Origin of the sequence: Dyadobacter diqingensis, assembly GCF_024220585.1 — a bacterium.
GTDB lineage: Bacteria > Bacteroidota > Bacteroidia > Cytophagales > Spirosomataceae > Dyadobacter > Dyadobacter diqingensis.
On record NZ_JAMXKF010000003.1, the window covers coordinates 60,008 to 86,724 of the forward strand.

At 43.3% G+C, this 26,717-nt stretch carries 21 protein-coding genes; 11 read left to right on the forward strand and 10 right to left on the reverse strand.

The window, feature by feature from the left end:
• Nucleotides 1-83: 83 nt before the first annotated feature.
• The 5 genes from uvrA to M1L62_RS09415 form a co-directional block, all read right to left on the reverse strand.
• Entirely contained in the window at nucleotides 84-2,936 is a 2,853-nt protein-coding gene (gene uvrA / locus M1L62_RS09395) for an excinuclease ABC subunit UvrA (RefSeq protein ID WP_254412784.1), read from the reverse strand.
• A 150-nt stretch (nucleotides 2,937-3,086) separates the two neighbouring features.
• A complete protein-coding gene (locus M1L62_RS09400) occupies nucleotides 3,087-4,625 on the reverse strand; it encodes an ArnT family glycosyltransferase (RefSeq protein WP_254412785.1) in 1,539 nt (512 codons plus the stop codon).
• A gap of 43 nt (nucleotides 4,626-4,668) precedes the next feature.
• The gene (locus M1L62_RS09405; protein ID WP_254412786.1) at nucleotides 4,669-5,325 is read right to left on the reverse strand and encodes a phosphatase PAP2 family protein; all 657 of its coding nucleotides are present in this window, start codon (nucleotides 5,323-5,325) and stop codon (nucleotides 4,669-4,671) included.
• A complete protein-coding gene (locus M1L62_RS09410) occupies nucleotides 5,322-6,122 on the reverse strand; it encodes a cysteine hydrolase family protein (protein ID WP_254412787.1) in 801 nt (266 codons plus the stop codon). The genes M1L62_RS09405 and M1L62_RS09410 overlap by 4 nt, the downstream gene beginning before the upstream one ends.
• An 82-nt stretch (nucleotides 6,123-6,204) precedes the next feature.
• Nucleotides 6,205-6,753 carry a hypothetical protein gene (locus tag M1L62_RS09415; RefSeq protein ID WP_254412788.1) on the reverse strand — a complete coding sequence of 183 codons (549 nt, stop codon included), beginning with the start codon at nucleotides 6,751-6,753 and terminating at the stop codon, nucleotides 6,205-6,207.
• A 271-nt stretch (nucleotides 6,754-7,024) separates the two neighbouring features.
• On the opposite strand from M1L62_RS09415, the gene M1L62_RS09420 reads away from it, so the two are divergent.
• The 3 genes from M1L62_RS09420 to M1L62_RS09430 all read left to right on the forward strand — a co-directional run bounded on the left by M1L62_RS09420 (nucleotide 7,025) and on the right by M1L62_RS09430 (nucleotide 10,100).
• Nucleotides 7,025-8,002 (forward strand): glycosyltransferase family 2 protein, encoded by a 978-nt coding sequence (locus tag M1L62_RS09420; protein ID WP_254412789.1) that lies wholly within the window; start codon nucleotides 7,025-7,027, stop codon nucleotides 8,000-8,002.
• A gap of 16 nt (nucleotides 8,003-8,018) precedes the next feature.
• The gene (locus M1L62_RS09425) at nucleotides 8,019-8,780 is read left to right on the forward strand and encodes a DUF5672 family protein (protein WP_254412790.1); all 762 of its coding nucleotides are present in this window, start codon (nucleotides 8,019-8,021) and stop codon (nucleotides 8,778-8,780) included.
• A gap of 84 nt (nucleotides 8,781-8,864) precedes the next feature.
• Complete coding sequence (locus M1L62_RS09430; protein WP_254412791.1) at nucleotides 8,865-10,100, forward strand: OmpA family protein; 1,236 nt, start codon at nucleotides 8,865-8,867, stop codon at nucleotides 10,098-10,100.
• 61 nt (nucleotides 10,101-10,161) lie between these two features.
• Here the strand turns inward: M1L62_RS09430 and tpiA are convergent, their stop codons facing one another.
• Nucleotides 10,162-10,923 carry a triose-phosphate isomerase gene (tpiA, locus tag M1L62_RS09435; protein WP_254412792.1) on the reverse strand — a complete coding sequence of 254 codons (762 nt, stop codon included), beginning with the start codon at nucleotides 10,921-10,923 and terminating at the stop codon, nucleotides 10,162-10,164.
• A 283-nt stretch (nucleotides 10,924-11,206) separates the two neighbouring features.
• On the opposite strand from tpiA, the gene M1L62_RS09440 reads away from it, so the two are divergent.
• The 5 genes from M1L62_RS09440 (at nucleotide 11,207) to M1L62_RS09460 (ending at nucleotide 18,332) form a co-directional block, all read left to right on the forward strand.
• A complete protein-coding gene (locus M1L62_RS09440; protein WP_254412793.1) occupies nucleotides 11,207-12,475 on the forward strand; it encodes an aspartyl protease family protein in 1,269 nt (422 codons plus the stop codon).
• 52 nt (nucleotides 12,476-12,527) lie between these two features.
• Nucleotides 12,528-13,169, forward strand: coding sequence for a tRNA (5-methylaminomethyl-2-thiouridine)(34)-methyltransferase MnmC2 (gene mnmC2, locus M1L62_RS09445; protein WP_254413385.1), 642 nt, complete (start codon nucleotides 12,528-12,530; stop codon nucleotides 13,167-13,169).
• A 97-nt stretch (nucleotides 13,170-13,266) separates the two neighbouring features.
• Entirely contained in the window at nucleotides 13,267-13,851 is a 585-nt protein-coding gene (gene lpcA, locus M1L62_RS09450; RefSeq protein WP_254412794.1) for a D-sedoheptulose 7-phosphate isomerase, read from the forward strand.
• Between the two features lie 53 nt (nucleotides 13,852-13,904).
• Entirely contained in the window at nucleotides 13,905-14,345 is a 441-nt protein-coding gene (locus M1L62_RS09455; protein ID WP_254412795.1) for an NUDIX domain-containing protein, read from the forward strand.
• A gap of 312 nt (nucleotides 14,346-14,657) precedes the next feature.
• Entirely contained in the window at nucleotides 14,658-18,332 is a 3,675-nt protein-coding gene (locus M1L62_RS09460; RefSeq protein ID WP_254412796.1) for a DEAD/DEAH box helicase, read from the forward strand.
• A gap of 50 nt (nucleotides 18,333-18,382) precedes the next feature.
• Here the strand turns inward: M1L62_RS09460 and M1L62_RS09465 are convergent, their stop codons facing one another.
• The 3 genes from M1L62_RS09465 to M1L62_RS09475 form a co-directional block, all read right to left on the reverse strand.
• Nucleotides 18,383-18,766, reverse strand: a complete 384-nt coding sequence (locus M1L62_RS09465; protein ID WP_254412797.1) for a RidA family protein — start codon at nucleotides 18,764-18,766, stop codon at nucleotides 18,383-18,385.
• Nucleotides 18,767-19,146: 380 nt separating this feature from the next.
• On the reverse strand, nucleotides 19,147-19,968 hold the full coding sequence (locus tag M1L62_RS09470) for a glycerophosphodiester phosphodiesterase family protein (RefSeq protein WP_254412798.1): 822 nt from the start codon (nucleotides 19,966-19,968) through the stop codon (nucleotides 19,147-19,149).
• Nucleotides 19,969-20,181: 213 nt separating this feature from the next.
• Nucleotides 20,182-21,099 carry a PfkB family carbohydrate kinase gene (locus tag M1L62_RS09475; RefSeq protein ID WP_254412799.1) on the reverse strand — a complete coding sequence of 306 codons (918 nt, stop codon included), beginning with the start codon at nucleotides 21,097-21,099 and terminating at the stop codon, nucleotides 20,182-20,184.
• Between the two features lie 238 nt (nucleotides 21,100-21,337).
• Here M1L62_RS09475 and M1L62_RS09480 point away from each other — a divergent pair, with 238 nt between their 5' ends.
• The 3 genes from M1L62_RS09480 to M1L62_RS09490 are packed head-to-tail and all read left to right on the forward strand — an operon-like array spanning nucleotide 21,338 to nucleotide 24,279.
• Nucleotides 21,338-21,724 (forward strand): DUF5618 family protein, encoded by a 387-nt coding sequence (locus M1L62_RS09480; protein ID WP_254412800.1) that lies wholly within the window; start codon nucleotides 21,338-21,340, stop codon nucleotides 21,722-21,724.
• Between the two features lie 31 nt (nucleotides 21,725-21,755).
• Nucleotides 21,756-23,255 carry a cysteine--tRNA ligase gene (cysS, locus tag M1L62_RS09485; RefSeq protein WP_254412801.1) on the forward strand — a complete coding sequence of 500 codons (1,500 nt, stop codon included), beginning with the start codon at nucleotides 21,756-21,758 and terminating at the stop codon, nucleotides 23,253-23,255.
• A 13-nt stretch (nucleotides 23,256-23,268) separates the two neighbouring features.
• Nucleotides 23,269-24,279 carry a M28 family peptidase gene (locus M1L62_RS09490; RefSeq protein ID WP_254412802.1) on the forward strand — a complete coding sequence of 337 codons (1,011 nt, stop codon included), beginning with the start codon at nucleotides 23,269-23,271 and terminating at the stop codon, nucleotides 24,277-24,279.
• 91 nt (nucleotides 24,280-24,370) lie between these two features.
• Here M1L62_RS09490 and pbpC read toward each other — a convergent pair whose 3' ends face one another.
• Nucleotides 24,371-26,620, reverse strand: a complete 2,250-nt coding sequence (gene pbpC, locus M1L62_RS09495) for a penicillin-binding protein 1C (RefSeq protein WP_374760300.1) — start codon at nucleotides 26,618-26,620, stop codon at nucleotides 24,371-24,373.
• Nucleotides 26,621-26,717: the final 97 nt, after the last annotated feature.

The following is a 26,717-nucleotide window of genomic DNA, read 5'->3' on the forward strand; positions in this document are numbered from 1 at the left end:
AATTGTGTCATAAATCTATGTGACTTATTTCGCAATTCCAATTTTTATTCCAACTTCAACTAAAATTCTTAAATGCGCTGAATTCAGATCTTATCTTTCAGAAAATCAGCGGTATAGTTTCCCTCGATTTTGGCCATGTCCTCGGGTGTTCCGGCAAAAGTGAGATAACCACCGCCTTCGCCCCCCTCCGGTCCCAGATCCAGAATCCAGTCGGCGCATTTAATGACCTCCATGTTGTGCTCGATGATGATCACGCTGTCGCCCTGATCAACCAGCGCGTTAATTGCTTTCAGTAATTTCTTGATATCATGAAAATGCAGACCCGTTGTAGGCTCATCAAAAATGAACAGGGTTTTACCCTTATGCGAAGAGCCTTTGCCGAGAAACGACGCTAACTTCACACGCTGCGCCTCTCCGCCGGACAGTGTATTGGATGATTGCCCCAGACCCACATAACCCAGCCCAACTTCTTGCAAAGGCATCAATTTATCGGCCAGTTTTGGTTCTGATTTTTTGAAAAAAGCAATGGCTTCATCAACCGTCAGATCCAGAATGTCCGAAACATTTTTTCCTTCATACTGTACTTCCTGAATTTCCTGTTTGAAACGTTTTCCGTTACAACCTTCACAAGTCAGGTAAATATCAGCCATAAACTGCATTTCAACCTTCACCTGTCCTTCTCCCTGACAGATTTCACAGCGTCCGCCATCGACATTGAATGAGAAATGAGAAGGTTTATAACCCCGTGCTTTCGACAGCGGCAAATCCGACATCATCTGACGGATATGGTCGTAAGCTTTGATATAGGTTACAGGGTTGGAGCGGGATGACTTTCCAATCGGATTTTGGTCAATCATTTCAATCGACTCAATCCGGTCGACACTTCCTGATAATTCGTTGAATTTCCCAACTTCTTCACTGAACTCGCCTTTGAGGCGCATGAGAGCCGGGTATAAAATTTTTCGGATCAAAGTCGATTTTCCGGAACCGCTTACACCGGTAACGACGGTAAGGTTATTCAGTGGAATTTTTACGTCCAGATCTTTGAGATTATTCTCGCGTGCCCCCTTGATTTCAAGGAAATGTAAAGTTTTTCTCCGGACCGGAGGAACCGGAATAGAATCTTCACCCAACAGAAAATCAAGCGTGTGCGACTGCATTCCGCTCACCTCTCCGTTGGCTTTCAGTTCCCTGATTTCCTCCCAATTTCCCTGAAAAACGAGATTTCCTCCCCCGGTACCAGCCTCGGGGCCAATATCGATGATCTGATCTGCGGCATGCATGACCTCTTCTTCATGTTCCACCACGATCACCGTATTACCCAAATCACGAAGTGATTCGAGCACACCGACCAGTCTTTGCGTATCTCTCGGATGCAAACCAATACTTGGTTCATCCAGAATGTACATAGAACCCACCAAAGCGCTGCCGAGTGAAGTGGCGAGCTTGATCCGCTGGAATTCTCCGCCCGAAAGTGAATTTGTCAGACGATTTAACGTAAGATAACCCAAACCGACACGGTTCATATAATCCAGACGGGTTTCAATTTCCGTCAGAATCCTTCTGGCAATACTTCTGTCATGCTCACTAATATCCACCGAATTAAAGAAAGTAATTACATCCTTAATCGGCATCAGCACGAGATCTGTAATGGAAGCACCGCCTACTTTAACATAAGAAGCATCTTTTCTCAGTCTGGAACCACGGCAATCCGGGCAGGTCGTGCGTCCGCGGAAACGCGAGAGCATAACACGGTACTGAATTTTATGTGTTTGTGATTCAAGCTCGGCAACAAAATCATTGATCCCCTGGAAATACTCATTACCAGTCCAGAGTAATTCTTTTTGCTGAGCCGTTAAATCTTTATAAGGTCTGTGAATAGGGAAGTCAAATTTGATCCCATTGCGTACCAGTGGTACCAGCCATTCGCTCATCTTTTCTGTGCGCCACGGAGCAATAGCACCGTCGTAAACCGAAAGATTTTTATCAGGAATAACCAATTCGGGGTCTATCCCCAGCACTTTACCAAAACCTTCGCAACGCTTACAAGCCCCAAAAGGATTGTTGAAGCTGAAAAGATTGACAGTCGGTTCTTCAAAAACGATACCGTCGAGTTCAAACTTATCCGAAAATATTCTTTGCTCCCCACCGACAACCTGAACATAACAGGCGCCTTCTCCTTCAAAAAAGGCTGTTTGGACAGAATCGGAAAGGCGGTATTGGGTGTCTTCATCATCCTTGCGGACCGAAGCACGGTCGATCAGGATAAAAATATCTTTTCCTTCAAGCGGAAATGCCTCCGGTTTTTCCAATACTTCCTCGATGTAAGCCGTCTCATCGTTAATCATGATCCGGTTATAACCTTTTGAAAGCAGTATCGTCAGTTCATCAGCTATTGATCGGCCATCGCGAACGAGCAAAGGTGTCATGATCAAAACACGGGTACCTTCGTCCTGATCGAGCATGTAATTTACAACATCCGTAACGGAATCTTTTCTTACGAGTTCTCCCGAAACCGGGGAATAGGTATGGCCTATCCGAGCGAAAAGAAGTTTGAGATAATCATAAATCTCGGTCGAAGTGCCCACGGTAGAACGGGGATTTCGCGTATTTACTTTTTGCTCAATGGCAATGGCAGGAGAAATTCCCTTGATGTATTCAACCTCAGGTTTTTCCATACGACCCAAAAACTGGCGCGCATAACTGCTCAGACTTTCCACGTACATCCGCTGGCCCTCAGCGAACAATGTGTCAAAGGCAAGCGAAGACTTCCCGGAACCTGAAAGCCCGGTAATGACTACCAGCTTATTTCTTGGAATGGCCACGTCAACGCTTTTCAGGTTATTGACACGTGCACCTTTAATCAGAATATATTTTCTCGGATCTAATTCGTCAAATTGAGAAGCATCAATCCGGGTCACAGGTAATTGCATCATAGAAAATCAGGTCGATTAGCGAGGGTTTTTGAATACCCCGATCTTAAGATTAACCCAAAAATCGTTGAATTAGTTTGCCTTTCCTAACACAGATGGGTGGACATCAAAAAAATTGTGACAATTAATTATGCTATTTTGATACTGTAAGTATCATTTTGCTTGTTCCGCAATTTTCGCCAGGGTTATTCCGTACTTGTCGTAAAACACTTCCTGTACCGTAAAATCTTTCAAACGGTGTTTTCTGGCAAAAACGATTTCACCGGCAAGGGGTTCGCGTTCTTCGGCGTATAGCCCGGAATAAAAATGAAAGCTGGGATTATAATGATTGAATATCACGACATTTTTATGCCCACGTTTTTTAGCGGTCAGCGCGGCTTCTTTTACCGGCTCCTGAAGCAAGGCACCCAACCGGGGCATCCATAAAATATTGATCGTAAATAAAATGACAAACCCCGTGATCCCCATGCGCCATTGATTGTCCCAATCTTTTTTTACCCAGACTATAACAAGGATAACAAGCAGGGCCGCCATGTAAGCGGTGTAGTAATTGTCAAATTCGGCAGAGACACCTTGCAGGACATCCAGCGTATAGGCGTCGTCTATTTTCGGAATGACTTGTGGGATCGCAAAAGGGATAACGGTCAGTAAAATCAGGAGAACAAAGGCGGGCCAGACAACAGGCAAACGGTTATTGCCTGCCGCGTACCAACCTCCCAGAACGCACAAAGGCGAATAACCGTAAATAATGTAGTGATGCAGCTTGGTGCCGGAAAGTGAAAAAAGAATAAAGACAAACAGAAACCAGATCAGCAGAAACGAAAGCCATTTTTTCGACCAGATGTAGCCGATTTTGCTCAGAGATTTGAGAATAATAGCCGTAAAAGGAAGCAGCCCCAGCAAAAGTACCGGTACAAAATACAGTATTCCGCCATAATGTCCTTCAAAAGCCGTTTGAAAGCGATTGACGTTGTGATTGAGAAAAAAACCGCTGATAAAGGCTTCTCCGCTTTGCTGGTATTCCAGAATATACCAAGGCGCTGCAATCAATATAAAAAGCAAAATGCCGATGGGGCTGAACAAACGGAGAATGGAGTTCCATGACTTCCATTTCACGAGATAAATCATAAAAACAGCGCCCGGAATTAACACAGCAATAGGTCCTTTGGCCAGAAAACCGATTCCGGTAAAAACATAAAAGGCCCAGATATATTTTCGGTTGTAGTGATGGATGATTTCAAACAGTGAAAACATAGCGCCGGTTAATGCCATATTCAGAAGCCCGTCGGCGAGTGCTGCTTTGCCAACAATGGTGATCTGCAAGGAAGAGGCTGCGATCAGTGTTGCAAAAAAAGCTGTCTTTTCACCGAGTTTCTTTTTGGTGAAAAGATAAATCAGCAGCATCCAGGCAACGGAAGCAAGGCACGAGGGGAGACGCATGGCAAACTCGTTCCAGCCGAATAACTGTGCGCTGCCATATTGCAGCCAGTTGGTCAGCGGAGGTTTGTCAAAGCGTTGTTCCTGGTTTACAAATGTGGAAATGAAATCTCCGCCGACTGCCATTTCCCTCGTGCCTTCTGCAAAAAAACCTTCGTCTTCGTCAAATAACGGCGCATTGCCAATTCCCCACAAAAAGCCGAAGAACACGAATACACCAAGAAAAATTTTTCGGCCTGTTTCAGTTAAAAGCATTAATCAGTGTGTTGATGCCGTGATGTTGGTATGAAAAGGTAAACTAGAACAACTTGGTGAGTCCGCCATTAAGTCGGGGATTGGACTGTGTTTCCCAATATTGGTTCATGTAAAAATAAACGAGCACCGATATTGGAATCCCTACAAAAGCGGCCACATACACATCACCAAGGAAATGGGCCAAAAGGTACATGCGTGAATAGGCGACCAACAAAGGCGGGATCAGCAGCAGAGGTTTCAGCGCAGACGATTTGCATTCCAGTGCGAGAACGGTAAAAAGTGCGAATGCGGAAGTGGTATGCCCTGAGGGAAAGCTATTGAAATGATAAAGTTTTACGCCATCGACGTGATGCAATAGTGGCAATATCTCTGCGAGAATTTTCGGTGGACGATAGATTTCGGTAAAAACCATCTGCTTCAAAAACTGAACAAAAATGCCCGAAACGGCATAACTAAGGAATATCTTTACACCCAAACGATAAGAAAAAAGGGCTGCTGTTAATCCGGAAACTAAAATGAAGGCGCCGTCGCCAACGTAGGTGAAATTTTTGAAAAAAATGTCTGCGAAAGGTGTCCAGTGTTTGTTGACGAAGAGGATCAGAAAATTCTGGGAAAACATAAACTGAAGGACTCCAAGTATTGCCCAGATAACAAAAAAAGGCAGGAAGTACGACCTGTGGCGCAGACAAAAGAATTTCATGATGTAGTGAATATATCTTTAGAAGTTTTGAATACGATGCCTTTTTCCTCCGCTTCACTGAAAATAGGATCAGCCAGATGCCCCCAGCCGGTCACGTCCGACATGCAGTCGGTCAGCACCTTGACTTTTTGTACAAGAGCCGGAGCATAAATCAGGATCTGTTTGATACTCGTAGCCACGCAGTGTGACCGTGCCTCGCCGACAATGATGATCTCGTCAAATGCTTCCAGTTCGGAAATCAGACTTTGATCCAGTGCCGTTTCTTCATCCGCAGGGATAGGAACCTGCGCGCGGAATATCCCGAAATGCTCGGTTAATGGATTGGTGCCTTTTATAATCGCCTTATAATCGGTGCCGGTACGATGGGTCCAGGCAAGTATAGCATCCAGAATCGTGTCGTCCAGTGCAGCACCGCGTGAGCCGATCAGGCAATGTTCCGGCCAGATAAAATGTTTGAATTCTCCCTCGTGTTCCAGTTTTTCCAGATATGACAAAACATATTCTTTGTCATAACGAGGAGTCCATTTTCCGGCTTTTACTGCCGACGACGTAATTAAGGTAAAGGGAGCGACAGTATTTCCGTTGGGATCTTCCCAGAATAACGGGTGCGCAATATCCAGCACCCGGTGTGTGTCAAGCGTTACAAAAATCTGATTGATATGCTCTCCAAAATTGGCAATAAGCTGCGCTATTCTTTCAACATCATTTTCTGCACCAGGGACATACAACGTTCCTTTTGGATTGCAGAAATCAAACTGAGTATCAATGATTAGTAGTGCTGTTGTTTTGCCGTTCATTGGACAAATTGCTTTTCGGGTGACAAGAAATATAAAAAAATGGACTAGTCTGTTATGCCAGGATTAACATTTAAAAACGGGTTTATTCCCACTCTTCGGGAACGTTGAACTGCCTGGCGTACATTTTGGAACACAGCTGATGCACCAGTGTAAGCATCTGATTTGTGTCTTTTTTGTAGTCTACACGGTAGTCATCGTCCAGCTTATTCAACGCATTCATGATCGTCAGGGCCTTTTTAGCGATATACAGAGCACATTTATCTGATCGTGAAGAATACACACGAAGCTTATCTGCGTATTGGTTTAAAAAAGTATTAAGCAGAAAAATATTTAATTCCAGCCCGCCCATTTTGTCTTTGGTTACTTTGACGTGATAAGAAATATCTCCGCTCAAACTTCTGAGGTCCATCATAATCCAACCGGGGGTATCCTGCGTATGTTTGGATAGTCTGACGATGCGAGCCATAATGGATTCCCGCCGTTCTGTAATGGTTGATGATTCTTCAATCAGTTCAAAATACAGTTTGTCGGTGAGTGTGGTGTCCTTGGTGATAAGGCGAATCAATAACTTATCCTTTTCTTTTTGCGGCATTTGAATGATTGCCTTTTTCAGTTGATCTTCTATTGGCATTTGGGGTTACTGTTAATGGCTCAAATTTTTAAAGAGGAGTACGTAGTCGGTTTTTGACAAGTATAATCAAACTAGTTTATATGTGATGGCAGTTTTCATCAGGCTTTAAAGATAGTACGTTGAATTTCAGAAAATAAACTAAAATTCGTTCTCGCTGATACACAGGAAGAAAAGAGATCAATTTAATAAGTTACAAGTTTAAAAGTATGGAAAAAATGTAATAGGCTCGTAACTTGCGTCGTTTTTGTAATTCAAATTTTCTATACACAATATGATTTCAGTGGCCATGTGCACTTACAACGGGGCAAAATTTTTGCCGGAGCAGTTGGAGAGCATTGCCAATCAGATAGTCCCTGTTGATGAACTGGTTGTGTGTGATGATGGGTCAACCGATGACACCATTCAGGTTTTAAGATCTTTTTCCGAAAAATTACCTTTCCCGGTTTTCATTCATCAGAATGAAAAAAATCTGGGATCTACCAAGAATTTTGAAAAGTGCCTTTCACTTTGCCGTGGAGATATAATCTTTTTTTCTGATCAGGATGATGCCTGGCGTGACGATAAAGTCAAAAAACAAATAGCCTATTTTGACGCGCATCCGGAAATAGATGCCGTTTTCTCCGACGCCATGATTATGGATGACGACTCAAAACCAACCGGTCATACGATCTGGGAGGAGATTGAGTTTAATGAAGCAGCCCAGAATAAATGGATGCACGGAGGATCGCATGAAATCTTGTTTAAAGGATTTGTCGTGACGGGAGCGACGCTTTCCATCAGGAAATCGGCCTTGCCGGCCCTGATGCCTTTCCCAACCCATGTCCCTGATTTTATCCATGATGCTTATATCGCCATGATTTTAAGTCTTCAGGAAAAAATCGAATTTATCAACGAGCCGCTTGTGTCGTACCGCATTCATGCGAGTCAGCAGGTTGGTTTCGGTGCAAAAGTTGAATATGTGAGGTTCAGAGACCGGTTTTCGCGGGATCGCGATGAAAAACTGATCCCGTTGCAGGAGAAGGCCGATAAGCTTGAAAAGCTCTATTTGCTTTTGTTACAGGTTCCGCTTTATCCAAAAGATAAGTTGCGGAAGTTACGCGCTGCGAAAAACCATTTCAGCAAGAGGGCAAATCTTCCAAAAAATCGCGTGAGACGTTTTATCCCCGTATTTACGGATGTTGTCAATGGAAAGTACAGTTTTAGCAGTAAAGACTGGTGGTTACCCGTTTTTGGAGATCTGTTTGAGTAATTAATTCTATTATCCAGTGAAATCAGTGCGCCAGGATCCGTCAGTTGCAATCGTCATTCCCGTTTATAAGTTGGCGTTAACCGAGCCTGAAAAATTGTCTTTACGGCAATGTATGACGGTTTTGTCCGACTATCCGGTAAAAGTAGCAAAACCGGCGAGCCTGGATTTCCCTGAATTGAGAAAGGAATTTCCTTCCATCGAGTTCATTTCTTTTGACGATGATTATTTCAAAGGAATTGATGCGTACAATCGCCTGATGATCTGGGAAGGATTTTATAAGTCGTTTTCAGATTACGAATATATCCTGATCTACCAGCTCGACGCCTATGTTTTCCGTGATGAACTCGCGGAATGGTGCCGCAAAGGTTATGACTACATCGGAGCGCCATCGCTGCATCGGGATGAATTTGATAAGTTGTCAGACGCGTCAAAGGATATTTTTGCCAGTGCGCTTTCCGGCAGCCGTTTTGTGCTGAACGGAGGCTTGTCACTTCGCCGGATCCCTGCTTTTCTGCGTTATCTGAAAATTTACAATATGTTTTATCCGGCCTGGCTTGGAAACGAAGATATGTTATTTTCTCAGGAAGCAACGAGACTGATTCCGATGAAACTGTTTTTGAAACTTCCAACCTGGCAGGAAGCTTTACAATTCTCTTTTGAGAAAAGTCCGGCTGCTACGTTTGAGATCACGGGCCGGAAACTTCCTTTTGCCTGTCACGCATGGGAGCGTTATGACCCTGATTTTTGGGCTTCTTTTATCCCTTTTAAACCGCTTTGAAAGTGGTTTAACAATTTTTAACAAACTATCCCCGGCGCTACGGTGTTTTTGAAGTTAATTCGCAAAAATTAACAATGAATAACCATGACCTGTAAATCGCTTTTGACCTTTATTTGTGCTATTGTGCTTTCACTTACTGCTAGTTTCGGGCAAATAACTGAAAACCCGAGAGTAGAGGAACAATCGGCGGATTATGTGAAAATCAAGCGTGTAGAACTGACAGATCAGTATACGATCATTTACATGCAGTTTGTTGAAAAAGAATCAATTAGAAGCCAGCAGCTTCCCAGTCCATTTCGCCAGCAATTACCTCAGATGAGAGTTCCTGAGCCAAACCAGATCTGGCTCGATCCTGAGACAAGGCTCTATAAACCGGGAGAAGTAAATGTGAAATTTAAGCTGATCAAAGCAAAGGATATCCCGACAGACATAAAAAAAGAAGTTAATCCGGGAGATGTGGTAGACTTTGTAGCCTATTTTGAGCGGCTTTCACCCGGAATCGAAATTTTTGATTTTTATGAAGGGCGTGCAGGAAGGGGAGGACAAACCTGGAATTTCTATGGAATCCACATTAAAAATCCTTTGAAGAAAAATTCAAAAGCAATAGCGAAGACTGCTCCCAAAAAAGAAAAACCAAAAGAGCAGCCCTTGAAAGAAATTAAACCAGCTGAGAAAATTGAGGAAAAACCAGCACCGACGGTAGTGGACGAGGAATTTTCGATGATCAGAGGGACGGTATATGATGCTAAGACAAAAAATCAGATTCCTGCCCAGATCACTTATGTTGAAAAGGGGGATTCTCTGCAATTTAAATCTTCTTCCGGAAATTACCGGATTGGTATTGATCCCAAGGCAAGTTATGAGTTCCGTATTTTGGCGAAGGGGTATTATGGGACAAATTTTAGTCTGGCTCCTGCCGATTCGTCGTCAAAGGGCTCTTTCACGAAAGATATTTACCTGACTCCCCTGGCTATCGGAGAAACGATTTCTTTGCCGAATATCTACTTTGAAACATCAAAATTTACCCTGCTGACCGAATCTTTTGCCGAGCTTAACAGACTGGCGGAAATGATGAAGGAAAACCCGAATATCAGGATCAGAGTGGAAGGACATACGGATAACGTAGGTGATTTTGACAAAAATCTGGAACTGTCTGAAAACAGGGCCAAGTCGGTTAAAACGTATCTAACCAGCAAAGGTGTGGACGAGCAGCGTATTGAAGCGAAGGGATTTGGCGCTACAAAACCGCTTGCAAAAAACGGATCGGAAGAAGAGAGAAAGAAAAACCGTAGAGTGGAATTTGTGATTACCCAGATATAAACTGCGGGTAAACGATAAGAAAGCGGGTTATCAATGACTGATAACCCGCTTTTTGTTTTGATTATCTCGCTTTGATAATGTTGATAAACTCGCGGGACTTCAAAGAAGCACCTCCAACAAGTCCTCCGTCGATATCAGGAGAAGCAAAAAGTTCGTCGGCGCTGGCAGCTGTTACACTTCCTCCGTAAAGGATCGAGATTTCCTCAGCCACTTCGCTTCCGTATTTAGATGCGATATGTGCGCGTAATGCTGCGTGCATATCCTGTGCTTGTTCTGCGCTGGCAGTTAGGCCTGTTCCGATCGCCCAGATTGGTTCGTAAGCGATAACGACAGAAAGCAATTGGTCAGCAGAAAGGTGGAAAAGACTTTCGGTAATCTGATTTTTTACAAACCCGATATAATCCTCATTTTGTCTTTGATCCAGAGATTCTCCGCAGCAGAAAATCGGAGAAACACCGTTTTCAAGCGCTATGTTAACCTTTGCGGCAAGTAATTCATTCGATTCCGCAAAATACTGACGACGCTCGCTGTGTCCGATCAATACATACTGAACTCCGATGGACTGAAGCATAGCCGCTGAAATCTCACCAGTGAATGCTCCTGATGCTTTGTCAGAACAGTTCTGAGCAGCGATGGCAAAGTTCGGAGAGGTCTCGATATATTTTTTAAGAGTCGTCAGATAGATGGCAGGAGGACAAAGAATTACTTTTACGTCTCCTTTTACCTCATCATTTGCTATATTAACAAGCTCAGACGCCAAAGCAACTGCTTCATCTGCAAGCTTATTCATCTTCCAATTACCGGCAACTATTTTTTTTCGCATAATTAATTTTATTGTGTTAAATCTTCATTTTGCGCTACAAACTTACCATTATTTCCTCATTTCCGGTATTCTATTCTCTCTTAAAAATATATTCAGAATAATGATGAAATACGAAGATTTTTTTGTGTTTATTATAGAATAATAAGTTATTTTTACATAAGAAACCGATTTCGCTAAAATGAATACTTGTACCCTGTAATAATGGCATAAATCATTATAAATGAGACCGTTTAGTGCATGAAAATAAAATATATACAAAGGTTAAAAAAGAAAGGAGGCCACGATGAAAACTTTTATCTGGTTATTGTTAATCAGCACACTCTTTATTTCTGAAGCCGCAATAGCTGCATCAGTGGATGGCACTGACAATGCGGAAGAAAAATATGGCTATTTTTTGGACAAAAATCATAAGACAGCACGTATCCCTTTTGAACTTCACTCCAATCTCATTTTAGTTTACGCGCGTATCAATGACGTAGATTCGTTACGTTTTATTCTTGATACCGGCGTGAGCTCCATTATCATTACAGATCCGCATATATTAAAACCGGATAAGCTTAGGCTGACACGCAAGGTTAATCTGTCGGGCGCTGGTGAAGGAAAATCGGTGGCAGCGCATGTTGCGATTGATAACCGGTTTGCCATGGGACGTCTTCGGGCGAATCATCAGAATATCGTCGTGATCGAACAGGATTTTTTGCGTTTGTCGGAATACGTGGGTGTGCCCGTCCATGGGATTTTTGGCTATGATATATTTAACAATTTCGTCGTGACCATCGACTTTTCGAGAAGGGAACTTCTGCTGACTCAAAACGGAAACTATAAATACAAACCGAGTAAAGGCGACAAACATCCGATCGTGATTGAGGATACGAAACCGTTTACCGATGCCGTAACGCTGTTTGCAGACGGACGTGAAAAACCGATCCGCGTGCTGATCGATACCGGTGCCGGTCACGCGTTGCTGCTTAACAACACGCCGAAAGAAACCTATCGTTTACCGGAAAAAGTGATCCGTGCGCAACTTGGCAGAGGGTTGAACGGCGTTATCAACGGTAATCTGGCTCGTGTGGACCGGATGAAACTGGGCCGTTTTGAGCTTGATAACATTGTAGCGTCATTTCCTGATAGTACGGGTTTCAGTGCCAAAATGGGCGCGAATGTGGAACGGCAGGGGAATATCGGCTGTGAACTTTTGAGGCGGTTTAAGGTGACGATGAATTATCATGAGGGTTATATGGTTTTGAAACCCGTCAGAAGCCGGATGAGAGAAAAGTTTGAGCATGATATGAGTGGAATGGAAATCCGCGCTGAGGGCAGTGATCTGCATTCCTATTTTGTGAATCATGTGCAGGAAAAATCACCTGCATCACTGGCTGGACTGGTGGAAGGCGACCAGCTGTTATACATTGACGATCATGCTGCTGCTGAGCTGAATGTAAGTGAGATTTACAAACTCATGCAGCGTGGCGATGGCAGGAATGTTGACCTGCTCGTGAAGCGGAACGGTAATATTTTCTTTACCAGGATTACGCTGCGAAGAATGATTTGAGTATTTTTAAAGCCACAACTTAATCAACGGCTTTATTTTGGAACGTCTAAAATTGACCGAGGACGGATCACATTCCTTATTCAATTCTCAATACAATCAGCATTATCATTCTGTGTCTGGTGCTCTCAAAGAGTCCAGACACATTTATATGAACCTTGGGTTAATTTCTTTTCTTGAAACTTCGCAGGAGCCAATACGCGTCTTCGAAATGGGTTTTGGAACGGGGCTGAATGCCTTTCTTACCTGGCAGGCGGCGAAACAGTACAGCAAACAGATTTATTATACCGGAGTTGAAGCTTTTCCCGTTGCACTGGAAGAGGCTTCCAAGCTGAATTATGAAACCGTGACTGATGAAACGGGACTGATGAAACTTCATACGTCGGAATGGGGCGTGACGCACCAGTTGTCAGAATATTTCCGGTTCAGAAAGGAACATCTCACTTTACAGGAATTTGCTGCGGATGAACTTTTCGATGTAATTTATTACGATGCCTTTGATCCCAAGGCCCAACCTGAACTTTGGACGGAAGAAATACTTTCCAAAATAGCGGCCCAAACAAGGCCTGGCGGCGTATTAGTAACATATTCATCCAAAGGAATTGTAAAAAGAGCACTGGCCGCCGTCGGTTTTTCGGTAGAAAAGCACAAAGGACCAGGGAAAAAATGGCACGTGCTGCGTGCGGTAAAAATCTAGTTATAATTCTGGCCGGTTTTGCATTTACTTTTGCCAGCGTACCGTTATTAGATACATTTGTTTAATTGTTGAAAAGATTTTTGTTCAAATTACCAGTATGGGATACCAGAATATCATTAGCCAGGAACTTCGGGAGGCACAAAGCGTTCTCGATACATTTTTAAGTGATCCGATTCAGATAGAAAAAATAGAAAACGCGGCGTCTTTGATGGCGGAAGCGATTTTAAACAATAATAAAATTATTTCCTGCGGAAACGGGGGATCGCACTGCGATGCCATGCATTTTGCGGAAGAACTAACCGGACGTTACCGGGACAATCGTCGCTCATTGCCTGCAATCGCTATTTCTGATGTCAGTCATCTGAGCTGCGTGAGCAACGATTTTGGTTTTGAATTTGTATTTTCAAGATTCGTGGAAGGGCTCGGCCAGTCGGGTGACGTGCTTTTAGGATTAAGCACGAGCGGTAATTCTGCCAATATTATTCGCGCCGTAGAGGCCGCTAAAGCAAAAGGAATGAAGGTGGTGATCCTGTCTGGTAAAGACGGTGGTAAACTGGCCGGTTTAGCGGACGTGGAAATCCGTGTTCCACACTTCGGTTATGCCGACCGGATTCAGGAAATACATATCAAAGTGATACATATTTTTATGCTTCTGATCGAAAAAATGGTGATTGGGGAATAACTTATCACGAAAGTTACTATTTTGCCAGCGCACTAGCTCAATCCCAATCACACATGAAAGTACGTCCGGCAGTTATCATCATTCAGGAAGGAACCGTTTTAACCATGCGTTATAAGTATGGAGAAAAAGAAGTGTACGCACTTCCGGGAGGTAATCCCGATCCGGATGAATGTTTGCCCGAAGCGCTGCGGAGGGAGCTGATGGAAGAGCTGGGCGTGAAAATTGAAATTGGCGAAATGGCGCTTTGTGGTGAAGTGTTGTGGAGTGAAATGAAAAAAGAAACGCTTCACATGATTTTCAGTGCGAAAATCGGAGAGGGCCTGCCGGTATTAAATCCTGTTGAAACCACTGCGCTGGAAGTGGTATGGCTTCCCTTTTCGGAACTCGAAAAACGGCTTATGTACCCCAATGTGGGCAAGGATATTCAAAAATATCTGAACGGCAGTTTGAAATCTTCTTACGTCGGTGTTATCGATCAGCCTTATGCGAAATAGGTAGATCGAACCGGTAATTGCGAGTACACAATAAAATTCCAAAAACAGCCTTCGTCGTCTTTATTCTGAAAAGCCTCATTAAATTATACTGTTTAGTTGCATTATAAGAGGCTTTTTAATGCTATTTCCATTATACTTTTAGAACAGGCTTCACAAAAACAGAAACAAACCGTACTTTTGCGGTTTAACGAGTTTCAAGGATAAATGGACAACGAGAGGAAGGAGCGATTATCACAGTTTTTAAGAAGAAACTCTGAGGGCCAAACACTATCACAAGGACGATCAATTTTCAGTAGCGGAGGCTATAGTATTGTGAAGTTGGATTACAATGGAGGAGGTTATGCCGAATTCAAAGTAAAAAGTGATTACTCGGTCCGTGATTATGTGATTACAATTCAGGATTTTCTTACCCCGAATATAAGTACTTCCTGTACGTGCACGCACGATTATGGCGGTCTTTGCAAGCATAGGATTGCGATGACGCTGTATGTTCTGGACAAAATGCCTGCTTACGTGAAGCCCACGGCCCACGAAATGGCAGACACGATGGTGATATTGCCGTCTCTTAAGGACGCATATCTCGAAGATCTTGTGCAGCGTGAGAACTGGAATAACCGCAACCAGATTTCAAAAGTAGATATCGTTTCTACGCGTGACGGGTTTGCCGACTGTAAGGTAAATATCAAAGACAGGGAATTTTCGGTACAGTTTACCAAAATACCCAATTCAAATCAGATACAAACGGCTTGTACCTGTAATCAGACACTTTATGTTCCGTTATGCGAGCATAAGCTGATTGCGTTGCTGAAACTGCGCGATCAGTTTGGCGAGCGCGCGTTTGAAATGATGCGTGACTGGACGGAGGATAAGCAAAACCTGCTGGCCGAATATGGCTATAACCTGGAAGACAATCTTGAAGGTAAATTTGATTTTAAGATTGATGCAGGTGGTGCGTTACAGTTGATCCGGCAGGATAAGGGTATTCAGAAAGTAGGTGTTTACCAAAACTGGCAGCAGCTGCGCGACAAGGTCATTCCTGACTTATTGCCGACTTACCAGGTCACTGACAATGATTCGCATTCAGGTGACGAACGTCTTTCGCTGTATGTTTTCTGGCCTCGTGGTTTTGATAGTTTACTGGATGTGGGTTTTGGTATTTTTTCTGCAAAAAGCAGCGCCAAAACGCAAAAATATACGCATATCCGCAGCATTGCCGGCGGATCCGGGACGGCTTATCTGCCCGAGGAAATTCCGGTATTAACAGCAGGAGATTCCAGATTGGTACGCATTGCCCGTCAGTTCAGTCCGGAAGGGCTTCAAAAATATATGAAAGGCCGCGGACAGGCGAACGGGCATTTAAGTGACGAATCTGCGGATTATCAGAGTGAAGCACATAAATGGGTGGGGCGCCAGATCGTTCGGATCTTCAAGGATCTGAGCGGAGAGCGTTTGTTCATTACTGAAAATGATTATGTAACAAACCAGAACCAGCTTCAGGAAGTAAAACTTCACCCGACACCAGCCAAATTGTTTTTTGTGTTGACAGAAGATCAGGAATTTATCAGCCTGAATCCATACGTTGAGATTGAAAAAGGGAAACCGGTTGATTTGCAATTGGTAGCCGGTTCGTTTGAGAGCTTCTGGCTGGGAATCCATAAGAGCGAAATACTTTTCCGTTGGGAAAGTATCAATGACGCGGAAATGGTTGATTACCTGCGCCAGAACGGATACAAGATCAGGGTGCGCAAGGATCATGCCGAGAGTTTTATGAAGGACTGGGTGATGCCGGTTACGGAACATTTCGAGGTTATTTTCCAGACACGTCACGAACTGGAAACGAGTTCGATGAAATATGTGAAGGGCAGAATTTACCTGAAAGAGGATGAAGCGAATCTGCTGATTGTGCCTACTTATGTTTACGAAGGTGATGTGGAAGAAGAGGAAACAGAGCTGATCCACGACAATCAAAGAACAAAAGCTGGGTTTGATGATAACAAGATCCAGTTACTTGAACGCGATACAACTGCTGAAAAGGCACATTGGGAATGGGTAAAATCACTTCACCCGGAATTTGCACAGCAGCCAGACCAGCCATTTTTCTTTATTCCTTTTGATGAGGTGATGAAAGACGGATGGTTATTCCACTTTGTCGATACGGTTGAGGAGAAGCAGGTACAGCTTTTAGGTTTTAAAGACCTGAAAAAAATGCGCATTAACCCAAACCGGGGAAAGGTGCAGATCAGGGCTTCGTCCGGAATTGACTGGTTTGATATGCAAATCGAGATCAGTTTCGGAGATCAGCAGGTAACACTGGCCGATGCTAAAAAAGCGTTGCTTAAAAAACAGAATTACGTTGAGTTAAAAGATGGCTCCATGGGAATTTTGCCGGAAGAGTGGATCCAGAAACTTGAACCTCTGCTGAAATTCGGCCGCGTGGATGGTGATGAAGTACATTTATCCAAATTCCATTTTTCGCTGATTGAAGAACTTGCTTCGCAAATTGATAACGAAGAAGTTTTGCAGGAGCTTTGGGAGAAAAAACAAAAGCTCCTGAATTTTAAAGAAATAGAGAGTATACCACTTCCTGAAAACATCAATGCGACTCTGCGCCATTATCAGGAAGAAGGATATAAATGGCTGAATTTCCTTGAAGAATTTGGCTGGGGCGGGTGTTTGGCGGATGATATGGGTTTAGGTAAAACCTTACAGATGCTGACATTCCTGCAACATCAGAAAAACAAAAATCCTGAGTCTACGAATTTAGTCGTAGTTCCTACCACGCTGATTTTCAACTGGCAGGCTGAGTCGGCTAAGTTTACGCCAGACCTGAAGCTGTATGTACACAGAGGTATGGACCGTCGTAAGGACCTGGAATTTTTTGACGAATATGACATTATCCTGACCACTTATGGCACGATGCGAAGTGATGTGGAATTGTTAAAGAAAATCCATTTCAACTACATTGTACTTGATGAATCGCAGGCAATCAAAAACCCGGATTCATTAACGGCCAAGGCTTCCCGATTGCTGAAATCGAGTAATCGTCTGGCTATGACGGGTACGCCGGTGGAGAATAACACCTTTGATTTATACTCCCAGTTTGAGTTTTTGAATCCGGGTCTGTTAGGTCATGCCGATTTCTTCCGTGCAGAATATGCCACACCGATTGATAAATTTCAGGACAAAGTGAAGTCAGAAGAGTTGCGTCGTCTGGTGTATCCTTTTATGCTGAAACGTACGAAGGAAGAGGTGGCGACGGATCTGCCGGACAAAACGGAAACCATTCTGTATTGTGAAATGGGCAAGAAGCAACGGAAGGTCTACGAAACAATTCGTGAGAAGTACCGACTGCAAATTGCGGAGAAACTGGCGACGGACGGTTTGAACAAAAGCAACTTCCTTATTTTTGAAGCGTTGCTTAAACTGCGCCAGATCTGTGATTCACCTTTGCTGCTTTCAGATGACGTAGATTATGGAAGCGACTCAGCCAAGCTGGAGGAAATTGTGCGTGAGATCGAGGAAAATGCATCTAATCACAAGATATTAATATTTAGCCAGTTTCTGGGCATGCTTGATCTGATACGTCAGCATTTGGAAAAGGTTAATATCCCATATGAATACCTTGACGGTCAGACTGTCGATCGTGCGGGTCGTGTAAACCGCTTCCAGAATGACCAGAACTGCCGGGTTTTCTTAATGAGTCTAAAAGCCGGTGGTGTGGGCCTTAACCTGACCGAAGCGGATTACGTATATCTGATGGATCCATGGTGGAATCCGGCAGTGGAACGTCAGGCTATTGACAGAACACACCGGATTGGACAGACACGTAAGGTGTTTGCTTATAAAATGATCTGTAAGGATACGATTGAAGAAAAGATATTATTGCTTCAGGAACGTAAGCAGGAACTGGCCGAAGACTTGGTAGGCGGGGAAGCTGGTTTCATCAAGAAACTGAGCCAGGACGATATCATGGCACTATTTAGCTAAAAAGAAGAGGGGTTACGAAATGTTTCGTAACCCCTCTTCTTTACTATCATTTACTCAACTACGGCAGTAAATTCGATCTCAACAAGATAGTCTGGTGATACCAGTTTGCTGATTTCATAAATACCCGTTGTCGGTTTTATATCTCCAAAAAAGGCACCGTGTGCTCTTGCGATATCATCGAACTTCGTGATGTCGGTGGTGAAAATTCTCGTACGCACTACATCTTTCAGAGAAACACCTGCATCTTCTAACACCTTTGCAATTCTTTCAATGATATTATTGGTTTGCGCATAAGCATCATCCGCTTTCACTACTTCTCCGTCGACAATAGCAACAGTTCCTGAAACTTCTACAATGTTACCGATACGTACGGCGCGGCAGTAACCCATTTTGTCCTCCCACGGCGAGCCCGTAAGAATATTTTGTCTTGGCATGTTAAGGAAAATTTAAATTTTGTGGCGTAAATATATCGTGTTCTAAATTAAATCAGTAGCATTCCGTAAAATGAATTCGGCCTGATTTATGGGTGATGGAAAGGTTTGCTTGCCGCTAGTGTGGGTTATTCTAATTCAAAACTTTAATGAGGAAGACGGCTTAGCCGTCTCCTATTTGTAGCTTTTGATCCGGCCGTCCAAGCAATCTGGTTCTTTCGGAGCCTCCTGGAAATAAGGAGGAAACTCCGATGGAGTTAGGGGAATCTGGCCTGAGATATATTTTCTATAAACAGGAGGCTCCAAGGGAGCGATTTTGAAAGACAATATCTTGCTTAAACTGACAAGGAGTCGTTTAGGAAAAAAATACTGATTTACCTGTCTTATCGCAACCCGTTCTTTTTCAGGTAGTCAATTAACGCCTCCGGGTGATCTGTTTGTAAACCTTGTACCCCTTTTTTTAACGCGATATTCCATGAATCCGGGCCTTCTTTTGGATCCTGTACATCGAGCCATACAGAAATATTTCGGGTTTGAAGAAATCTCTGAATTTCGGGATCGACGATATTATCCACCACATCAATTTTTACTTTATTTAAGAAAGCCGTTAGCTGGTCCTGACTTTTTACTTCGTCGGGAATACTCGTCATCAAAGGCATTTGTGGCGCAATCGTCTTCCATTTTGGATATTGCTCTTTTTTGTTGATATACACCACAATCTGTTTTTCCATTCCGGCTTCCTGAATTTGTTGCCAGGTTTGGGCCACGTCTGCGTCCTTAAAATCGAGATAAATGTTGATTTTGTTCTTACACAATTTCAAAACATCGCGAAACTCAGGGATGCGGTGTGTCTTATGGTTGTGATTGTATACCTGAAGTGTTTTGATTTCAGCCAATGTGTGTTCACTGACTTTACCCTTCCCGTTGGTAGCTCTGTCGACGGTAGCATCATGATGTATGACAAGATGACCATCTTTTGTTGTCCGCAAATCGACTTCAACATAATCGACCCCATGTTTTATTGCCTCGGTAATGGAAGCCAAAGTATTTTCCGGAACATTCGTGTGGTTTCCGCGATGGGCAATGACGATCAGCTTATGCTTGCTTTCAGGTAATCTGCCAGGTGAGGTCTGGCCTGCGGCTTTTATGGATAAACAGAAAAAGACTCCCGATATTAAAAAGAATAAAGACTTAAAAAAGGACATTTCAGTGCTGGTTATAGGTTGAATAAAGTTGTTAACCCCAGAGCAATACTTTGGTTTAACTAATAAGGGCTACTGGCAGAGGTAACGAAAAAAGGCCTGTGAAATGAAGAGAAATAAATCCCCGTTTTCACAGACCTTTTATTGGTATTAATAGTCGATCACCATTTTATTCAGCCGTCGATTTGAAAGCCGATAGCTGATTGCCGACCGCCGTTACACTATTTCGAAGCTCGATAATTTTACAAACTCCTGAACGCGTGTATCGATTTCTTCCTGAGTAAGATTAACCATACGCTCCGTACCGAATTTCTCAACACAGAAAGAGGCCATAGCTGAACCGTAAATAATCGCACGTTTCATGTTTTCAAAGGAGATATCATCTGTTTTAGCAAGGTATCCGATGAACCCGCCTGCGAAACAGTCACCAGCTCCGGTTGGGTCAAAAACCACTTCTAGAGGCAAGGCCGGAGCGAAGAAAATTCTTTCACCCTGGAATAACAACGCACCATGCTCACCTTTTTTGATGATCAAAGTTTTAGGTCCCATGGCCATAATTGTCGCAGCCGCTTTGCGCAAAGAATAATCACCTGAAAGCTGACGTGCTTCTTCGTCGTTGATCGTCAAAACGTCAACCAGCTTCAAAACATCCTTCAAATCATCCAAAGCGATGTTCATCCAAAGGTTCATGGTATCAAGCATGATCAGTTTTGGACGTTTCGCCAGACGCTCAATAACCGTTTTCTGCGTAGCAGGAACAGTGTTTCCAAGCATCAGATATTCCGTGGACTGATAGGATTCAGGGATAACCGGGTCAAAATCAGCCATTACATTCAGCTGCGTTTCCAGCGTGTCACGGGTGTTCATATCTTCATGGTATTTTCCCGACCAGAAGAAAGTTTTGCCATCCTGAATTGTTTTTAAACCTTCAGTATTCACTCCGTGTTCTACAAGCAGGTCAACCATTTCCTTAGGGAAATCACCACCAACAACGGCAACCAGATTATTTTTTTTGGTGAAATATGAAGCAGCCAAAGTGATATATGTTGCCGCACCGCCAATGATTTTATCGGTTTTTCCGAAAGGTGTTTCAAGGGCATCAAAGGCCACAGAGCCAACTGTTAATAAACTCATAAGGTAGTATAGTATTGATTTTAAGTATGTTTCAATTTTTGATTTAAAGGCAAAAACGCTGCGAAGATAGTAAAAACAGCTGAATAGCATATTTAAAGGATTGCATTCTGGTAATCAGTTGGCGATCAATCCTGAGTTATTTGCTATTTTTGTCAGGCAACGTGAAATTTAGTGTGAAAGACTTCTTAATCAGTTTGAGTTAAATCAATTATTTTGTCATCAAATTAGCGCACTAATCATGGAAGCAATTACCGAAGCCAGAAGACATATCGACAATGCAAAAGGGTTTCTCAGGAAAAATGCCAACAAAGAGGACGGGTTATACAGGGATCGTAAATATGTCAAGATTGCAGGGCATACTGCCTACACAGGCATTTTGCTCGCTTTGGATGAGTTGTTGGGAGAAAAGAGGAGGAAAACCAAAAAGAGTGTCGAATGGTATCAGAAAGAGCTGTCGGGACTAGACAAAAAGGTGACTTCGGACTTTGCAACGGCTTATCAGGTTTTGCACCTCGATATGGGTTATGAGGGTTCGCCAAGTGCGGATTTGGCAAAATTCGGAGTAGAAAAGGCAGAGAAAATAATTAGCTGGGTTGAAAACAGACTTTTGAAACCCGAAAGATAAATTATTAAAATAGACTACAAGTAAAATATTCATGACTGATAGAACTTACCAGCCTCTCAAAATATTCAATACGCTTACCCGTAAAAAGGATTTGTTTGAACCTCTTGCTGCGCCCTACGTAGGCATGTATGTCTGCGGGCCGACGGTTTATAATAATGTTCACCTGGGAAATATCCGTACTTTTTTATCTTTCGATATCCTTTACCGCTACCTTACACACGTCGGCTACAAAGTGCGTTATGTGCGAAATATCACCGACGTTGGGCATTTGGTGGGTGATGGTGATGAGGGCGAAGATAAAATCGGGAAAATGGCGAAGCTGCAACAGTTGGAGCCTATGGAGATCGTACAACGTTATACCAATGATTTTCATGATGTGTCAGCGATATTTAATTTGCTTCCACCAAGCATCGAACCAACCGCAACAGGCCATTTGATCGAACAGATCGAGGCGGTTACGGCTTTGATTAACAAGGGAGCGGCATATGAATCCAATGGCTCAGTTTATTTTGATATCACAAAATACAACGACGCAGGAAATGAATACGGCAAGCTTTCTGGAAGAATTCTGGAAGATCTTTTGAATGAAACCCGTGAGCTTGACGGACAATCTGAAAAACGTAATCCGCTTGACTTTGCACTTTGGAAGAAGGCAAGTCCTGAGCATATCATGCAATGGGATTCGCCGTGGGGAATGGGTTTTCCAGGCTGGCATTTGGAATGTACTTGTATGAGTGCAAAATATTTAGGTAAGCAGTTTGATATTCATGGGGGTGGAATGGACTTGAAATTCCCGCACCACGAATGTGAAATTGCCCAGGGAAAAGCGCTTACTAATGTGGAACCTGTACGCTATTGGATGCATACCAATATGCTGACGGTCAACGGACAGAAAATGTCGAAATCGCTGAATAACTCTTTCCTGCCAAGTCAGCTTTTCTCGGGGGATCACGAATTACTGGATCAGGCTTATAGTCCGATGACAGTCCGCTTTTTTATGCTGCAAAGTCAATACCGCAGTACGCTTGATTTCTCGAACGAAGCGTTAAAAGCAGCTCAGAAAGGATACAAACGCTTGGCCAACGGTCTGCGGCTTGCGAAAATGTTGAAATACACGGATGAGGAAGTGGCACGGGATGAGAAAAAAATAGAAGATATTGAAAAATCGATTCAGGGCTTTTATGATGCCATGAATGATGATCTTAATACCGCCGTGGCTGTGGCCAACCTGTTTAACATGCTCAAATATGTCAATATGCTGAACATGAACCAGGTTAAATCTGCTGCTCTGGGTGAATCCACTTTTACGTCGCTGCTTGAAAATTTTATCGTTTTCATCGAGAATGTTTTAGGTCTGAAAGAGGAGTTAAGCGAGGGGCATGCGGTTTTGGATGGTATGCTGAATTTGTATCGAGAATACAAAGCAGTACAGAACTATGAAAAAGTGGATGAGATCAGGACTTATTTCAAGTTGCAGGGACTAGCCATAAGGGATAGCAAGCTTCGTGTGGATTGGGCTTATGAAGAGTAACAGCATGTTGAAAATGAAGTCGTTAATTTCCTGTTTTTTTGCTTGTTTTCTGACGGGCTCGTTGTTTCTGTACAGTTGTAAATCAAAAACGAGTTCAGAGCAGGGTGCTGAGCAAGTGGAAAAACTGGCAGCCAGTCCCGATTTTAACGCGGATTCTGCTTTTCAGTTTGTGAAGAAACAAGTTGAGTTTGGAGCACGGGTCCCGAATAAGTCTGCTCATAAGGCCTGCGGAGATTATCTGGTTGCGACTTTGAAAAAATATGGACTGGAAGTAACGGAACAGACTTTTACGCCGACGACCTATGATGGCAAGAAGCTGAATGCGAGAAATATTATTGCGAGTTTTAATCCCAAAGCATCTACGAGAATTCTCTTAACCTCTCATTGGGATTCGCGGCCTTTTTCTGATCAGGATTCGGTTGACAAAACCAAGCCTGTAATGGCCGCCAATGATGGAGCGAGTGGTGTGGGTGTTTTGCTGGAAATAGCCAGGGTGCTTTCTTCCACGGACAAAAAGTTGAATCTTGGCGTTGATATTATTCTATTTGACGCAGAAGACTGGGGTAATTCTGATAAAGCGACCGATAAGTTTAGCGGATTTTGTCTGGGTTCTCAGTATTGGGCGGCCAATAAACATATACCTAATTACACGGCCTATTTCGGAATTTTACTGGATATGGTAGGGGCGAAGGGTGCTACTTTTCCTCAGGAGGGATATTCTGTCAGTTTGGCGGATGGCATTGTGCGGAAGGTTTGGGGTGTTGCCAGTCAGTTAGGATACAGTAATTTTTTCCTTGACAAAGCAGGTCCTTCGATTACCGACGACCATTTGCCTGTTAACGAAACGGCAAAAATCCCCATGATCGATATTATCCATATGAAGCAAAATGACCCTGAACATACTTTTTTTGATCAGTGGCATACCGCACACGATACTTTGGAAAACATTGATCCCAAAACTTTAAAGGCAGTCGGGCAGACGTTGATACAGGTTTTATATCAGGAAAACGAGCCCGCGATTTAAGATTCTAAGAGGTTCACGCAAAGATCGCTAAGATTTAATCTTACCGATCTTTGCGTTTTTTGTCTTTGCAGCTTTGCGTGAAATTATTCTTTTAAATTTTCTTCACCGAGATCACTATATCCGAGTTTCTCCCCTTATCATCGCTGCAAGAAATTTTGACGCGTCCAACAGGTGGGCTAATAAATACCGCTTCATGTGGTGAAGAACGCTTGACCAGTTTGTCGTTCAGATACCAGAAAACCTCCTGTACATCGATCCCGGTTTGGCAACTTAACTGGATCTGTTGTGGTTCGTTGGTTTGAATAAAATACTCACTGCCATCATTCGGACTGACGATCAGGGGAGACCCCTCGTGAAAAACCCGTTCGCAGGAAGGATTATGTGGCGGAAGTTTTTGGTAAGGAATTTTCTTTGATTCGTAGTAGGCGATCAGTTCAGGTGCCAGGTTAGGGTATGTATTTCGCACATAACCTTTTTCAGGAAGACAATAAGTACAGTAGGAAATCTTACCCTTCGGATCCGTAAAAATCCATTTCAGATGCTGGCATTTGTGGTAAGGCGAAACCCCTATGATATAATAATCCGTAATCTGGTGGTCGCAGAAGTCGCCGGGGATATCTCCGCTTACCGCACAAATCTTCCTTAACGATACATTGGAGGGCATTTGAAACCAGCCTTTTGGTGAGTTGTAATCCAGAGAATTGAAGATGGAAAAGAGCAGAGGTGTTGCCGTATTAGCACCGCTTAATTCTGGAACACCTTCTCCTGAGAAATTACCCACCCAAACTCCGACTGTGTATCGTCGGTTATAACCAATACTCCATGCGTCCCGTTTGCCATACGAAGTCCCCGTTTTCCAGGCAATCCTTGGCAAATGAAAGGTGTTATCAAAATTTGTTGGCAAATCCGGCCTGGTAATTTGCGTCAAAATATTATTCAGTAAAAATGTTGCTTCTGTGGAAATGAGTGCCTCACCTTTTTTGGAGGAAGCCATTTCGGAGGTATAGCGCAACGGTTTTAGCTCACCTTCGTTGGAGAATGCGGCAAACAGTCTTGTCAGTTCTTCCAGGGTCACACCACAACCGCCCAGAATCATGGATAAGCCCAAATCCTTTGCTTGCTTTCGGATGGTCTGAAAATTTGCTTTTTTTAGTTTATCGATTAAAACCGGTGTGCCTACGTCTTTTAAAATTTTAACCGCGGGTATGTTGAGCGAGTTTGCCAAAGCAAATTCCGCCGTGACCTGACCGTTAAAATGCTGGTCAAAGTTTTCCGGTTCATAGCCGCTGAAATTGCTTGGGACATCATTCAGGGCGGTTTTTGGCGTGATAATTCCTTTATCGAAAGCGGTGGCATAAAGCAGCGGTTTCAAAGTACTGCCGGGAGAACGGACAGCTCTGATGCCATCTACCTGCCCGCCATCATACGGATTGTTAAAATCGGCAGAGCCGGCATAAGCCTCAACGGCCATGGTTTCATTATTAATAATCATGACGGCCGCATTATGAATATTCATGGTTTGCAGCCGGTTTACATAGTTTTTGACCTGTTCTTCAATCTGATGCTGGACCTGCACGTTTATATTGGAGCTGATCACTGGCTGATCCGGGAATTCCTGTTTAAGCCGTAAGGCGAGATGTGGAGCCTGTTTTGGTGCAATAAGCCTGTTCACAACCAACGGCTCATTCATAGCGTCGTGGATGGTATTTTTATCGAACAGGTTATCTTCTTGAAAACGGCTCAGCCAAAGATTCCGGGCACGGATCAAAGCTTCGTTTTTTGTTCCGGGACGGAGACTCGACGGTCGGTTTGGTACAATGGTGAGGGCCGTAATTTCAGCCAGACTAAGCAACTGGGGTGGTTTTCCGAAGTAGAGTAGCGAAGCGGCCTTGATACCTTCGATATTACCGCCGTACGGAACCAGATTAAGATAGAGCTGTAAAATTTCTTCTTTTGAATAATGGAACTCCAATTGAAGGGCTCTGAAAGATTCGGCCAATTTATTCAGATATGTCCTCTTTTTTGGTTCTAAAAGACGCACGACCTGCATGGTAATGGTTGAAGCACCGGATGTTCTTCTTCCTGTAAAAATATTTCTTCCTGCTGCCCGAAGCATCGCGAAAGGATTGATACCGGGATGGTAATAGAAATATTGATCTTCTTTGTGAATCAGTGTCTTTTGTAAAAGCGGCGTGATTTCGGAAATGTTGGTATACATCCGCCATTTGTCATCCTTGCTCAGAAATGCATGTAAAACGGTGCCGTCTTTAGCGGTGATCTGGGTTGAATACCGGACTTTTGGTTGAAAGGGAAAAAGGAGGTCTGCCAGCAAAAAGGATATTAGGAAGCAGCCGAGTATGAGGGTTGCCTTTTTTAGAAGGGATTTGTTAAAGGTTTTTGGTAACAACAATTTGATTTTTAATGAATTGATAAGGGAT

Excerpts from the sequence above, each read along its gene's own strand:
- uvrA (WP_254412784.1), bottom strand. The coding sequence starts at position 2,936 with ATGATGCAATTACCTGTGACCCGGATTGATGCTTCTCAATTTGACGAA.
- M1L62_RS09400 (WP_254412785.1), bottom strand. The coding sequence starts at position 4,625 with ATGCTTTTAACTGAAACAGGCCGAAAAATTTTTCTTGGTGTATTCGTG.
- M1L62_RS09405 (WP_254412786.1), bottom strand. The coding sequence starts at position 5,325 with ATGAAATTCTTTTGTCTGCGCCACAGGTCGTACTTCCTGCCTTTTTTT.
- M1L62_RS09410 (WP_254412787.1), bottom strand. The coding sequence starts at position 6,122 with ATGAACGGCAAAACAACAGCACTACTAATCATTGATACTCAGTTTGAT.
- M1L62_RS09415 (WP_254412788.1), bottom strand. The coding sequence starts at position 6,753 with ATGCCAATAGAAGATCAACTGAAAAAGGCAATCATTCAAATGCCGCAA.
- M1L62_RS09420 (WP_254412789.1), top strand. The coding sequence starts at position 7,025 with ATGATTTCAGTGGCCATGTGCACTTACAACGGGGCAAAATTTTTGCCG.
- M1L62_RS09430 (WP_254412791.1), top strand. The coding sequence starts at position 8,865 with ATGACCTGTAAATCGCTTTTGACCTTTATTTGTGCTATTGTGCTTTCA.
- tpiA (WP_254412792.1), bottom strand. The coding sequence starts at position 10,923 with ATGCGAAAAAAAATAGTTGCCGGTAATTGGAAGATGAATAAGCTTGCA.
- M1L62_RS09440 (WP_254412793.1), top strand. The coding sequence starts at position 11,207 with ATGAAAACTTTTATCTGGTTATTGTTAATCAGCACACTCTTTATTTCT.
- lpcA (WP_254412794.1), top strand. The coding sequence starts at position 13,267 with ATGGGATACCAGAATATCATTAGCCAGGAACTTCGGGAGGCACAAAGC.
- M1L62_RS09455 (WP_254412795.1), top strand. The coding sequence starts at position 13,905 with ATGAAAGTACGTCCGGCAGTTATCATCATTCAGGAAGGAACCGTTTTA.
- M1L62_RS09465 (WP_254412797.1), bottom strand. The coding sequence starts at position 18,766 with ATGCCAAGACAAAATATTCTTACGGGCTCGCCGTGGGAGGACAAAATG.
- M1L62_RS09470 (WP_254412798.1), bottom strand. The coding sequence starts at position 19,968 with ATGTCCTTTTTTAAGTCTTTATTCTTTTTAATATCGGGAGTCTTTTTC.
- M1L62_RS09475 (WP_254412799.1), bottom strand. The coding sequence starts at position 21,099 with ATGAGTTTATTAACAGTTGGCTCTGTGGCCTTTGATGCCCTTGAAACA.
- M1L62_RS09480 (WP_254412800.1), top strand. The coding sequence starts at position 21,338 with ATGGAAGCAATTACCGAAGCCAGAAGACATATCGACAATGCAAAAGGG.
- cysS (WP_254412801.1), top strand. The coding sequence starts at position 21,756 with ATGACTGATAGAACTTACCAGCCTCTCAAAATATTCAATACGCTTACC.
- M1L62_RS09490 (WP_254412802.1), top strand. The coding sequence starts at position 23,269 with ATGAAGTCGTTAATTTCCTGTTTTTTTGCTTGTTTTCTGACGGGCTCG.